The 12750-nt window shown below is 72.1% G+C and carries 14 protein-coding genes; 5 read left to right on the forward strand and 9 right to left on the reverse strand.

The features are described from left to right. Positions 1-44: 44 nt before the first annotated feature. Both DEI91_RS12965 and DEI91_RS12970 read right to left on the reverse strand, forming a co-directional pair. Complete coding sequence (locus DEI91_RS12965) at positions 45-587, reverse strand: dihydrofolate reductase (RefSeq protein WP_111052684.1); 543 nt, start codon at positions 585-587, stop codon at positions 45-47. Beyond that, positions 587-1390, reverse strand: a complete 804-nt coding sequence (locus DEI91_RS12970; protein ID WP_181439601.1) for a thymidylate synthase — start codon at positions 1388-1390, stop codon at positions 587-589. Before DEI91_RS12970 ends, DEI91_RS12965 begins: the two co-directional genes overlap by 1 nt. Positions 1391-1501: 111 nt before the next feature. Between DEI91_RS12970 and DEI91_RS12975 the strand changes: the two genes are divergently transcribed. Further along, entirely contained in the window at positions 1502-2404 is a 903-nt protein-coding gene (locus DEI91_RS12975; protein WP_111052685.1) for a TIGR01777 family oxidoreductase, read from the forward strand. A 15-nt stretch (positions 2405-2419) separates the two neighbouring features. Here DEI91_RS12975 and DEI91_RS12980 read toward each other — a convergent pair whose 3' ends face one another. Continuing rightward, the gene (locus tag DEI91_RS12980; RefSeq protein WP_111052686.1) at positions 2420-2827 is read right to left on the reverse strand and encodes a tetratricopeptide repeat protein; all 408 of its coding nucleotides are present in this window, start codon (positions 2825-2827) and stop codon (positions 2420-2422) included. Between the two features lie 48 nt (positions 2828-2875). Then, a complete protein-coding gene (locus tag DEI91_RS12985) occupies positions 2876-3622 on the reverse strand; it encodes a 4-hydroxy-tetrahydrodipicolinate reductase (protein WP_111052687.1) in 747 nt (248 codons plus the stop codon). A 22-nt stretch (positions 3623-3644) separates the two neighbouring features. Between DEI91_RS12985 and DEI91_RS12990 the strand changes: the two genes are divergently transcribed. Then, positions 3645-4148 carry a GNAT family N-acetyltransferase gene (locus DEI91_RS12990; RefSeq protein ID WP_111052688.1) on the forward strand — a complete coding sequence of 168 codons (504 nt, stop codon included), beginning with the start codon at positions 3645-3647 and terminating at the stop codon, positions 4146-4148. A 36-nt stretch (positions 4149-4184) separates the two neighbouring features. Here the strand turns inward: DEI91_RS12990 and DEI91_RS12995 are convergent, their stop codons facing one another. Then, complete coding sequence (locus tag DEI91_RS12995; RefSeq protein ID WP_111052689.1) at positions 4185-4787, reverse strand: histidine phosphatase family protein; 603 nt, start codon at positions 4785-4787, stop codon at positions 4185-4187. A gap of 8 nt (positions 4788-4795) precedes the next feature. Next, positions 4796-6130: a pitrilysin family protein gene (locus tag DEI91_RS13000; RefSeq protein ID WP_111052720.1), complete on the reverse strand. Its 1335-nt coding sequence runs from the start codon at positions 6128-6130 to the stop codon at positions 4796-4798. A gap of 246 nt (positions 6131-6376) precedes the next feature. On the opposite strand from DEI91_RS13000, the gene DEI91_RS13005 reads away from it, so the two are divergent. After that, a complete protein-coding gene (locus tag DEI91_RS13005; RefSeq protein WP_111052690.1) occupies positions 6377-7048 on the forward strand; it encodes a TetR/AcrR family transcriptional regulator in 672 nt (223 codons plus the stop codon). 55 nt (positions 7049-7103) lie between these two features. Next, a complete protein-coding gene (locus DEI91_RS13010; RefSeq protein ID WP_111052691.1) occupies positions 7104-7631 on the forward strand; it encodes a YbhB/YbcL family Raf kinase inhibitor-like protein in 528 nt (175 codons plus the stop codon). A gap of 133 nt (positions 7632-7764) precedes the next feature. Here DEI91_RS13010 and DEI91_RS13015 read toward each other — a convergent pair whose 3' ends face one another. Beyond that, the gene (locus DEI91_RS13015; RefSeq protein ID WP_111052692.1) at positions 7765-10053 is read right to left on the reverse strand and encodes a polyribonucleotide nucleotidyltransferase; all 2289 of its coding nucleotides are present in this window, start codon (positions 10051-10053) and stop codon (positions 7765-7767) included. Between the two features lie 278 nt (positions 10054-10331). On the opposite strand from DEI91_RS13015, the gene DEI91_RS13020 reads away from it, so the two are divergent. Beyond that, positions 10332-11585 (forward strand): hypothetical protein, encoded by a 1254-nt coding sequence (locus tag DEI91_RS13020; protein ID WP_146244296.1) that lies wholly within the window; start codon positions 10332-10334, stop codon positions 11583-11585. 22 nt (positions 11586-11607) lie between these two features. On the opposite strand, the gene DEI91_RS13025 is transcribed toward DEI91_RS13020, so the two are convergent. Beyond that, positions 11608-12228, reverse strand: a complete 621-nt coding sequence (locus DEI91_RS13025) for a CE1759 family FMN reductase (protein WP_111052694.1) — start codon at positions 12226-12228, stop codon at positions 11608-11610. Positions 12229-12397: 169 nt separating this feature from the next. Continuing rightward, a complete protein-coding gene (gene rpsO / locus DEI91_RS13030; RefSeq protein ID WP_110823867.1) occupies positions 12398-12667 on the reverse strand; it encodes a 30S ribosomal protein S15 in 270 nt (89 codons plus the stop codon). Positions 12668-12750 lie beyond the last annotated feature (83 nt).

Below are 12750 nucleotides of genomic sequence, written 5' to 3' on the forward strand. Positions count from 1 at the left end.
ACGGTGCCCGGACGGGAGGCCCGGATCACCTCCGACAGGAGGGTTCAGGCGCGGCGGCGCCACTCGAGGAAGCGGTAGCGGACGCCGTCGACGCGGGACACCTGCCAGGGGCCCTCGTCGACGAGGGTCCAGTCCTCGCCGAGCGTCGGTGCCGAGGTGTCCCCGTCGACCTCGACGTCGACGACCGTCTCGGACACGCGGTCGGCGAACGCGACGGCGTCCGCGTAGACCGCTCCGCCGCCGATCACCCACACGTCGTCGTCGGTGTCGAGCGCGCCGGCCAGGTCGTGCACGACGACGGCCCCCTCGGCGGACCAGGCGGCGTCCCGGGTGAGCACGACGTTGCGGCGACCGGGGAGCGGGCGGAACCGGTCCGGCAGGGAGTCCCACGTGCGGCGGCCCATCACGACGGTGGCGCTGCCGGTGACCTCGCGGAAGTGCGCGAGGTCCTCCGGCACGTGCCACGGGATGCCGCCGTCCGCGCCGATGACGCCGTCCGCCGACCGCGCCCAGACGAGCCCGACTCCCCTGACCGGTTCCGTCCAGGACGCCGGCTCCGTCCCGGACGCGGCCCGGTCGTCCGTCATCAGACCGCGACCTTGCCGGAGATCGCCGGGTGGTGCTCGTAGCCGACGACGGTGATGTCCTCGTACTCGTAGGCGTCGATCGAGTCGCGCGCGGCGAGCTCGAGCGTCGGCAGCGGGAACGGCGTCCGGGTCAGCTGCTCCTGCACCTGCTCGACGTGGTTGTCGTAGACGTGGCAGTCGCCACCGGTCCAGATGAAGTCGCCGACCTCGAGCCCGGTCTGCGCCGCGACCATGTGCGTCAGCAGGGCGTACGAGGCGATGTTGAACGGGACGCCGAGGAACATGTCCGCGCTCCGCTGGTACAGCTGGCACGAGAGCTTGCCGTCGTTCACGTGGAACTGGAAGAACGCGTGGCAGGGGGCGAGCGCCATGCTCGGGATGTCCGCGACGTTCCACGCCGACACGATGAGACGACGCGAGTCCGGGTTCGTGCGGATCTGGTCGATGACCTGGGCGATCTGGTCGACGTGCTCGCCGGACGGCGTCGGCCAGGAGCGCCACTGCACGCCGTACACCGGCCCGAGGTCGCCGTCCTCGCCCGCCCACTCGTTCCAGATCCGGACACCGTGCTCCTGCAACCAGCGGACGTTCGAGTCGCCGCGGAGGAACCAGAGCAGCTCGTACGCGATCGACTTCATGTGCACGCGCTTGGTCGTGATGAGCGGGAACCCCTGCGACAGGTCGTAGCGCAGCTGGGCACCGAACAGGCTGCGGGTACCGGTCCCGGTGCGGTCGCCCTTCGGGGAGCCCTCTTCGAGCACTCGGCGCAGCAGGTCTTCGTACGGCGTGGGGATCTCGGTCACGACGTCGAGCCTAGGCGTGCGCCGCGACGGAGGCGAGCCGGGTGACCGACGGGGGACGGGCCTCCCGGCGGCGCCACGGCTGCCCGTCAGCTGCGTGAGTAGCGTGGCGGCATGACGTCACAGCCGCTCTCGATCCTGGTGGCCGGCGCGTCCGGCTTCATCGGCACGCCGCTCGTCCGTGCCCTGCGCGAGGCGGGGCACCACGTCTCGACGCTCGTGCGACGTGAGCCGCGGACGCCGACCGAGTTCCGGTGGGCCCCCGGGGAGCGGCCGCTCGACCCGGCCGTCCTCGACGGCGCCGACGTCGTGGTCAACCTGTCCGGTGCGAACCTCGGCAAGCTGCCGTGGACGGACGCCTACCGCCGGGAGATCCGGACCTCCCGCGTCGACGCCACCACGACCCTGGTCGATGCGATGCGTGCCGCGACGACGCCGCCCCGCGTCTTCCTGTCCGGTTCCGCGTCGGGCGTGTACGGCGACCGACCCGCGGACGTCCTCGACGACGACGCGTCGGCCGGCAGCGGGTTCCTCGCCGACGTCTGCACCGCGTGGGAGGCAGCCGCCCGCCGCGCGCCGGACGGTGTCCGCGTCGTGCTGCTGCGCACCGGCATCGTCATCGGTCAGGGCGGAGGCGCCCTCGCCCCGCTCGTCCCGCTGACGAAGGCCGGCGGTGGCGGACGCCTCGGCACCGGCGGCCAGTGGTGGCCGTGGATCGCGCTCGAGGACGAGGTCGGCGCGATCGTGCACCTCGTCACCGCGGACGACGTGTCCGGTCCGGTCAACCTGTCGGGCCCGGATCCGGCCGTGGCCGACCGGATCACCAAGCGCGTCGCGGAGGACCTGCACCGCCCGTACCTGTTCCGGGTCCCGGCCTTCGCGCTCCGGAAGCTGCTCGGGGACGCGGCGGACGAGATGCTCCTGTCGAACCAGCGGATGGTCCCGGGGAAGCTGCTCGACTCGGGCTACACGTTCCGGTACACGCGGGCCGAGGACGCGGTCGACGCGGCGTTCTGACCCGCCTCGGCCCGGTCAGCGCGCCCGTGCGAGGGCGGTGCGCATCGCGGCACGGGCGCGCTTCCGGTCGCCCGCCGCGTCGTAGACGACCCCGAGGCGGTACCAGGCGCGCCAGTCGTCCGGTGCGGCCTCGACCGCGGCGCGGTACCGCGGGAACAACTCGTCGGCGGCTGCGCGGTCGGGACGTCCGGAGGGGCGCACCGGGACGACGTCGTCGGGTGCACCGCCGTCCCGTTCGAGCCGGGTTCCGAGCCGGGTGATGCGCAGCCCGAAGCGGAGTTCCAGCACGAGGAGCAGTGCCCCGACCAGGGCCACGACGACCAGCGCGACACCGATGCCGATGCCGACCGGGAGGCCGGTCGCGATGAACGCCACCGCCCGCTGCCCGACGAGCACGATGTACACCACGAGCAGGACGGTCATGAGCAGGACGCCCCAGAGCGGTGACCGCAGGCCTCGCACGAGCGTCGCCTACCCGATGCCGAGCACGGAACCGAGGCCGACCGTCAGGCCGCGCATCGCCCCGACCGCCTGCAGCGACGCGCGGATGCCCGGCAGGTAGGCGGTATCGGCCCCGGTGTCGTGCCGGATGGTCAGGGTCTCGCCCGGGCCGCTCAGCACCACGTCCTGCACGGCCGTCACCCCCGGCAGCCGGAGCGAGTGGATCGGCACGCTCGCGACCTGCTGGCCGCGCGCACGCTGGTCGACGTGCGGAGCCTCGACCGGTCCGACGTCACGCCGGGCCTCGGCGATGAGCTCGGCGGTGCGGACCGCCGTGCCCGACGGCGAGTCGATCTTGCCGGCGTGGTGGCTCTCGACGATCTCCACCGAGGGGAACCAGGGGGCGGCGATCGTGGCGAGGTGGGTGCCGATCACCGACCCGATCGAGAAGTTCGGCACGACGAAGGCACCCTGGTCGGGGCGCTGGGTCAGCGAGGCCCGGAGCTTGCCGAGCCGCTCCCCCGACCAGCCGGACGTGCCGACCAGGACGTTCGCCCCGGTGGCCAGGGCGTTCTCGACGATGGCGGGGCTGAGCGCCGGGACGGTGACGTCGACGATGATCCGCGCACCGGCGAAAACGGAACCCGGGGCGTCGTGCGCGCTGTCGCGGGAGGACAACCGGGCGACGAGCTCGAAGTCGGGCAGTTCCTCGACGACGGCGGCCACGAGCGACCCGAGCCGACCGGAGGCGCCGACGACGGCGACGGGAGTGACCATGCCCCCATCCTAGGATCGGAGCATGTCCGACGATCGCAGCCAGGTCACCGTCCGCGTGGTCCCCGCCGACCTGCCGGAGGTCGACGACCTGCTCGACCGGTACCTCGACGAACGTGCGGCGACGTTCCCGAGCGCGCAGGGCCGCTACTCGCGGAAGCGCACGCCGGCCGCCGAGTTCGTGCCGCCGAACGGGGTGTTCGTGGTCGCGTTCGACGACCGGGCCGACGGTGCCACCGCGGTCGGTTGCGGTGGGCTCCGCCGCATCGCGGACGACGGCGACGACGTGCGCTTCGAGGTCAAGCACGTCTTCGTGGCGCCGGAGGCCCGGGGCCGCGGCGTCGCGACCGCGGTGATGGACGTCCTCGAGACCGCCGCCAGGGAGTACGGCGCGACGAGCATCGTCCTCGACACGAACGACTCCCTCGTCGCCGCGGGCGCGATGTACCGCGCTCGCGGCTACGAGCGGGTGCCGGCGTTCAACGACAACCCGAACGCGACCGCCTGGTACCGCAAGCCGGTCCACTGACGCACGACGCGCCTCCGGGCCGGCGCCGCGCGGACGCTAGAGCGGCTGCGGGACGGGCAGCCCGGTGCGGAGCTCGACCGGCAGGTGCGCGAGGTCGTTCAGCGTGACGAGCTCGGCGGGCTTCGCGGAGCGGATCCGGATGATCGTCAGCGAGCTGTGCGCCACGTTCGTGCCCATCCAGCGCCACTCCGGGGCCTGGAAGACCTCGCGGACGAACCAGCCGATGACGGCGTTGTGCGTGATGAGCAGGTCATGGCGGTCCTCCATCGCGGGTGTGAACCACTCCCCGACGGCGTCCTCCATCTGCGCCTGCCCGGCGGCGATCTCCTCCTCCGTGACGCCGCCGTACCACCCCTTGTAGGCGTGCGGCATGTCGGGCGTCGGGCCGGAGGGGATGCAGTCGAACAACAGGGTCGACGGTTCCGGCTGGATGGCCGGGAGACGCTGCTGCAGGAAGGACGCGGTCTCGCTCGGGGCGTCGAGCGGGGAGTGCCACACACCGTCGAACGGCACGCCGCCCAGTCGGTCCGCGATGAGCATCGCCTGGCGCTTGCCGCGTTCCGAGAGCTTGCCGTCCCGCAGACCGTGCTCGGCGTCCTGGTGTTCACCGTGTCGGACGAGGTAGAGGTAGTGCGACATGGTGGAGGTCAACCGTCGATCCCGAGGGCGGCCGCCAGCCGGTCGCGCTGCACGTCCCCGACGACGGCGGTCACCGTCGGTCGGGTCAGGAGGTCGCGGGACAGGTCGAGCACGTCGGCGGCGGTGACGCGGTCGACACGCTCCAGGGCGGTCGCGAGGTCGGTGAACTCGCCGGTGCCGAGCTCCGCACGGCCCAGGCGGGTCATCCGGGCGTCCGAGTCCTCGAGCGAGAGCGTCAGCGCGCCCTCGATCTGGCCCTTGGCCCGGCGGAGCTCGTCCTCGGTGATGCCGTCGTCGACCATGCGGCGGAACTCGCCGTCGATGATGTCGACGACGCCCGGGACGTTGTCGGGAGCGCACCCGGCGTAGACGCCGAAGGCCCCGTTGTCGAGGTACGCGGGCGCGAACGAGGACACGGCGTAGGCGAGTCCTCGACGTTCCCGGACCTCCTGGAAGAGCCGGGAACTCATCCCACCGCCGAGCACGGCGTTGAGCACGCTGAGCACGGGGCGGCGGTCGTCGCGGAGATCGAGTCCCTGCGACCCGCGGAGCATGCTGACCTGCTCGGTCGGCCGGTGCACGACCCGGACGGTGGAGTCGACCGGGTCGGCGACGGGCTGCGCGGTGCGCCGGGCGAGCGGCGTGGCTGCCCCAGCATCGGCGAAGACGGCCTCGACGAGCGCACAGAACTGGTCGTGGTCCACCGCGCCGGCAGCGGTCACGACGATGCCGTTCGGCTCGTAGTGTTCCGCGTAGTGCGCCATGACCTCGTCGCGCTGGACCTCGCGGATCGACTCCGGGGTCCCGCCGATCGGTCGGCCGAGGGCGTGTCCGTCGAAGGTCGCGGCGAAGAACGCCTCCCCCGCCACGTCGGCCGGGTCGTCCGCCGCCATCGCGAGCTCTTCGAGGATGACCCCGCGCTCCACGTCGAACGCGGCCGGTTCGAGCGTCGAGCTCGTCACCATGTCGCCGATCACACCGACCGCCATCGGGACGTCGGTGTCCCGGACACGGGCGTAGTAGCAGGTGTACTCCTTCGCGGTCGCGGCGTTGTGCTCGCCACCGACGGAGTCGAACGCGACCGCGATGTCGAGCGCGGTGCGGTCGGCGGTGCCCTTGAAGAGGAGGTGCTCGAGGAAGTGCGTGGATCCGTACTGCCCCGCACGTTCGTCGCGGGAGCCGACCCCCACCCAGTACCCGATGCTCGTGGAGTGGACGGAGGGCACGGACTCGGTGAGCACACGGACGCCCGAGGCGAGAACGGTGCGCCGGACGAGGGCTCCACCGGACGTCACGAAGGACGTTTCCGGAGCCTCGAGCGGCAGCGGCACTGGGCGGTTCATCGTCATGACTCTACTGAAGGCCGGGCCGTCGTCGCCCAGGCTGGCGCCCTCCGGGACAGGACACCCGAAGAGGGGTACAAAAAAGACGGACAGACGGACTCGTCTGTCTGTCCTCCTCGTGCTACAGTGGTCTCACCGGATCGGGAGCCCCCCTAGATCTCGATCCGGTGGCTCGGGACATCAGTCCTGCGCGGCACGAGTCCCCCCTCTCCGCCGCGGAGCCGATGACCCAAGGAGAGCCACGCTGTGACGGTCGATTCCCCCCAACCGACCGTCCAGCGTCTCCTGGGTCAGCGTCTGCAAGGACGGGCCCCGAGCAACCAGAACCTCGCGTCGCCGGACGGGTCGAGCGTCCCCCCGGCTCCCCGCTCCGGCGGCGCGAAGGTCCGCATCCTCGAGACGGCCACGCGGCTGTTCTACGAAGAGGGCATCCACGGGGTCGGCGTCGACCGTCTCATCTCCGAGGCGAGCGTCACCAAGGCGACGTTCTACAAGCACTACGGCTCGAAGGACAACCTGATCCTCGCCTACGTGCGTGAGCAGCACACCCGCGTGCAGGCCTGGATGGAGTCCGTCGTCGCCGACGCCGAGTCCCCGCAGGCAGCCGTCCGCGCCTGGGTCGACGCCCTCGCCGCCGACGTCGACCGTCCGGACTTCCGCGGGTGCGCGTTCCTCAACGCCGCCGCCGAGTACCACGACCCCCGCGACCCGGTGCGCGAGGTCGTCGCCATGCACCGCGACTGGTACACCGAACGCCTCGCCGACCTGCTGCAGGCCGCCGGCCACCCGCTCGCCGGGGACGGCGCCGACGAACTCATGCTCGCCCGGGACGGGGTGATGTCCGGTGCGTACGCCGGTGACGCCATCGCGGCGACGGCAGCGTTGAACCGGGCCGCCGAGCGGGTCCTCAGGGCCTGAGTTCCGGCACGTCGACTCCCGGGATGCGCCGGGCGCGCGGGTGTTGGCTCGGAGCATGACGAACCACCCGAACTGGAACCTGCCCGACGTCCCGTCCTTCGACCTGACGAGCCCCGACTTCACCGACGGCGGTCAGCTGCCCGGCTGGGCCCGTGGCTCCGACGCCGGTGGCGAGGACCGCTCCCCCGCGCTCGCGTGGTCCGGCGCCCCCGAGGGCACGCAGAGCTACGTGCTCACGGCCTACGACCCGGACGCCCCCACCGGTTCCGGCTTCTGGCACTGGGCCGTGTCCGACATCCCGGGCACGGTGACGTCGCTGCCGCAGGGCGCCGGCACGGACGACGCCCTGCTGCCGGAGGGTGCCATCCGCCGCCGCAACGAGTTCGGATCCGACACCTTCCTCGGGGCCGCCCCGCCCGCGGGCCACGGTCCGCACCGGTACTTCTTCACGCTGAGCGCACTCGACGTGCCGACGCTCGAGGTCCCCGCCGACGCGACGCCGGCTGTCGTCGGCTTCATGCTCCGCGAGCACCTGCTCGGTCGCGCGCAGCTCGTCGGGATCCAGGAGACGCCCGGGTCCTGACGGACCGGCACCCGGGCACGATCGGGTACCCGGCACCCGGCACCGCCGGCGTCCGCCGACGGACGCGGAGACGACGGACGGCCGCCGACCCCAGCGGGGTCGACGGCCGTCGGTACGTCAGGACGCGGGTCGATCAGCCCTCGGCGGGCGTCTCGGTGTGGGTGCCATGGTCGTCGCGACCCTCGGTGTCCACCTCGTCGGCCACGACCGGCGCGAGCGACAGCTTGCCGCGGTCGTCCACCTTGGTGACCTCGACCAGGATCTTCTGACCGACGCCGAGGACGTCCTCGACGTTCTCCACGCGCTTGCCACCGGCGAGCTTGCGCACCTCGGAGACGTGCAGCAGACCGTCACGGCCCGGGAGCAGCGACACGAAGGCGCCGAACGTGGCGATCTTCACGACGGTGCCGAGGAACTGGTCCCCGATCTCCGGGTTCGTCGGGTTCGCGATCGCGTTGACCTGCGCACGCGCGGCCTCGGCGGACGGACCGTCGACGGCTCCGATGTAGACCGTGCCGTCGTCCTCGATCGAGATGTCGGCGCCGGTCTCGTCCTGGATCCCGTTGATCGTCTTGCCCTTCGGGCCGATCAGCTCGCCGATCTTGTCGACCGGGATGTTCACCGAGATCACGCGCGGCGCGGTGTCGGCCATCTCGTCCGGACCGTCGATGGCCTCGTTCAGCACACCGAGGATGGCCGAGCGGGCCTCCTTGGCCTGCTTCAGCGCGGCGTCGAGGACGGACGACGGGATGCCGTCGAGCTTCGTGTCGAGCTGGATGGCCGTGACGAAGTCCGAGGTACCGGCGACCTTGAAGTCCATGTCGCCCAGTGCGTCCTCGGCACCGAGGATGTCCGTCAGCGCCGCGTAGCGGGTCTGGCCGTCGACGGTGTCGGAGACGAGGCCCATCGCGATGCCCGCGACCGGGGCGCGCAGCGGCACACCGGCGTTGAGGAGCGACAGGGTCGACGCGCAGACCGAGCCCATCGAGGTCGAGCCGTTGGAGCTCAGCGCCTCGGAGACCTGGCGGATGGCGTAGGGGAACTCCTCGCGCGACGGCAGCACCGGCACGAGGGCGCGCTCGGCGAGGAAGCCGTGCCCGATCTCGCGACGCTTCGGCGACCCCACGCGGCCGGTCTCACCGGTCGAGTACGGCGGGAAGTTGTAGTGGTGCAGGTAGCGCTTCTTGGTGACGGGCGACAGCGAGTCGATCTGCTGCTCCATCTTGAGCATGTTCAGCGTGGTGACGCCGAGGATCTGCGTCTCGCCGCGCTGGAAGACCGCGGAGCCGTGGACGCGCGGGATCACGGCGACCTCGGCGTCGAGCGGACGGATGTCGGCGAGGCCGCGACCGTCCATGCGGACCTGCTCGGTCAGGATGCGACCGCGGACGACCTTCTTCGTGACCGACTTGTACGCGGCGCTGACCTGGCTGGTGGCGACCTCGGGCAGCGTGCCCGCGGCGACCTGCTCGGCGATGGCCGCCTTGACGCGCGACTTGAGCGCGTCGTCGGCGTCCTGACGCTCCGCCTTGCCGGCGATCTGGTAGACGTCCCCGAGCTCGGAGAGCGCGAGGGACTCGACGGCGGCGTAGACCTCGTCGGCGTACGGCGGGAAGACCGGGTAGTCCTGGATCTCCTTGGCCGACTGCGCGGCGAGCTCCGCCTGCGCCTCGACGAGGGACTTGAGGAACGGCTTGGCCGCCTCGAGGCCCTGCGCGACGATGGCCTCGTCGGGCTTGGTCGCGCCACCCTCGATGAGGTTCCATGCGTGCTCGGTGGCCTCGGCCTCGACCATCATGATCGCGACGTCCTCGTTGCCCGCCTCGTCGGTGACGACGCGGCCGGCGACGGTGAGGTCGAAGACGGCGTCGGCGAGCTGCGACGCCTTCGGGAACGCGACCCACTGGTCGGTGCCGTTCGCGCCGGGGATGAGCGCGAGGCGCACACCCGCGATCGGGCCGGAGAACGGCAGACCGGAGATCTGCGTCGACGCGGACGCGGCGTTGATGGCCAGCGCGTCGTAGAACTCGTCCGGCGCGATGCTCAGGACGGTGATGACGATCTGGACCTCGTTGCGGAGGCCGTCGACGAACGACGGGCGCAGCGGCCGGTCGATGAGGCGGCAGACGAGGATCGCCTCGGTCGAGGGGCGGCCCTCACGACGGAAGAACGAGCCGGGGATCTTGCCCGCGGCGTACGAGCGCTCCTCGACGTCGACCGTCAGGGGGAAGAAGTCGAAGCCCTCGCGCGGGTGCTTCCCGGCGCTGGTGGCCGACAGCAGCATGGTCTCTTCGTCCAGGTACGCGGCGACGGCACCCTGTGCCTGCTGCGCGAGACGACCGGTCTCGAACCGGACCGTCCTGGTGCCGAAGCGACCGTTGTCGATGGTCGCTTCAGCGAACTTGATCTCGGGACCCTCCAAGAGGATGCCTCCTTGCGTGTGTGAGCAGCAGACCCGGCCTCGGGCACACGCGTGCACGTGCGCTCCACGACGCGGAACGCATGTCTGGCCAGCAGTGGGAGCACTCGGGACGGCGTTCGGCCCGGATGCCACCACCGATGACCAGCTTCGTGCCGGTCTGCGTGCGGTGTTGTGTGTCGTCGCGGGGAACGGTCCCCAGACCAGGCGACCTTAGCATTCCGAGGTGGACCGACGGCGGTGCCGGTGGCGAACGGGCGTGTCCTCGGTAGCCTGCTCCCATGCGCGGGGAAGCAGCACGACGGACGGACGGACCACGGGTCGCAGCAGCACCACGGCGGGCACCTCGGCGGGGTCGTGCCCGGGGCACCCTCCTCACCGTCGGGGTGCTGGTCGGCGCCCTCGTGGTCCCCGCGGTGACGGCGGCCCCGTCCTCGGCGGCCCCGTCCTCGGCGGCTGACTACCCGACGTGGCAGGACGTCCAGCGGGCGGAGGGCGACGAACAGGCGAAGCAGGCCGAGGTGGCGGAGGTCCGGGCCGCGCTCCGGTCGGTGCAGGCCGAGGCCGCGGAGAAGTCGCAGGTCGCCCTCGACACCGCCGCCGCGGCAGCCACCGCGGAGGCGGACCTGGCCGAGGCCACCCGGACCGCCACGAGCCTCCAGGCCCACGCCGACGAGGCGTCCGCGACGGCCGAGCGCGCGCGGACCCGGGCCGGGCGCCTCGCGGCCGACCTGTACCGGGACGGTTCGACCGACCAGATGACCACCCGGATCGCGACGGCGGACGACCCCGACCAGCTGCTCTACCAGCTCGGCGCGCTCGACCAGCTGTCGACGACGTGGGACGGCGTCATGGACGAGGCCGCGGTCGCCGCCGGGACGGCTTCGTCGCTGCACGACCAGGCGGAGCGGGCCGAGGACGAGCGGGCCGCGCTGGCGGCGCAGGCCGAAGCGACGGCGTCGACGGCGCGCGCGGCCCAGCGCAGAGCCGAGACGGCGGTCGCGGAGACCGAGTCGCACAGCGACGAGCTCTACGCGCAGCTCGCCGCACTCCGGGACTCCACTGCCGAGACCCAGCGCCGGTACGAGGTCGGCCAGGCCGTCGCGGCACAGGCGGCGGCGCAAGCTGCCGCCGCCCGGGCCGCTGCCGAGGCCGCGCGTGCGGCCAGGGGCACTGCCTCCTCGGCGGACAACGCCTACCCGAGCACCGACGGCGTCACCGTCGACCCGGCGGCCGCGCAGGCCTACGCGCGCAGCGTCCTCGGCGCTCACGGGTGGGGCGACGACCAGTTCGGCTGCCTCGTCTCGCTGTGGACGCAGGAGTCCGGGTGGCGGGCGAACGCGCTCAACGCGTCGAGTGGCGCGTACGGCATCCCGCAGGCCCTGCCGGCGTCGAAGCTCGCCGCCGCGGGCGCGGACTGGCGGACGAACGCCGAGACGCAGATCGACTGGGGTCTGGCGTACATCGCGGGCCGCTACGGATCGCCGTGCGGCGCGTGGGACCACGAGATGAGCGTCGACCCGCACTGGTACTGACCCGGCCGGCGCGACACCGGTGTCACCGGTGCTGCAGACCGCCGAGCAACGACGCGAAGTCGGTGACCGCCGGGAGCGCGTCCGCCTGCTGCGGCTGCCGCCGGGAGGCCCGGACCGCCCAGGCCAGGTCGGCTCCACCCCGGCGGATGCGCTCGTCGAGCACGCCCGCGTCGTCGCTCCCCCAGTCGTCCGTGGCGGCGAAGACCGCGGTGGGGACGACGGCGGCACGGAGGTAGGCGAACACCGGTCGGATGCCGTGCTCGAGGGCGAGCGAGTGCCGTGCGGTCCCGCCCGTCGCGCCGAGCAGCACCGGCATGTCGGTGAGGGCGTCCTTGTCCAGCACGTCGAGGAAGGACTTCGCCAGGCCGCTCATGCCCGCCGTGAAGACCGGCGTGACGAACACGACCGCGTCCGCCTCGACGACCGTTTCCGTCGCGGCCGCGAGTGCCGGAGCGGAGAAGCGGGTCAGCATCGCGTCGGTGATCTCGTGGGCGAGCGGGCGGAGGTCGACGTTCCGGACCTGCACCGGACCTCCCGGCTCCCCCTCGAGCGCGCCGACGGCCGCAGCGGCGAGCCGGTCGGCGAGGAGGCGGGTCGAGCTGGGCTCGGACAGCCCGGCGGAGACGACGGCGATGGTGGTCATGGGAACTCCCGACTTTCGATGCGTTTGCATGAACACTACCGGAACCCCTCGACGCACGCTCCCATTCCCGGCGACACTGCCCCGGGAACGGGGGAAGCCCCGCCCTCCGGAGAGGAGGACGGGGCTTCCGATCGAGCAGGCCTGCCGTCAGGCAGTGCTCGGACGATGACTAGCGGCGCAGGCCGAGGCGCTCGATGAGCGCACGGTAGCGGGCGATGTCGACGTCGGAGAGGTAGCCGAGGAGGCGGCGACGCTGACCGACCATGAGCAGCAGACCACGACGCGAGTGGTGGTCGTGCTTGTGCTCCTTGAGGTGCTCGTTCAGGTCGTTGATACGACGCGTCAGAACGGCGACCTGGACCTCGGGGGATCCGGTGTCGCCCGGGTGGGTCGCGTACTCTTCGATGATCTCCTGCTTGATCTTCGCGTCAAGTGCCATGGAGGATCCCCTTTCCTGCTCTGCGTGAGAGCGTGTCCGTTGCGCGGTGCCCACACCTGCTGCGTGAGCGCTCTTGATCCGCG

It is taken from the genome of Curtobacterium sp. MCBD17_032 (assembly GCF_003234855.1).
Lineage (GTDB): Bacteria > Actinomycetota > Actinomycetes > Actinomycetales > Microbacteriaceae > Curtobacterium.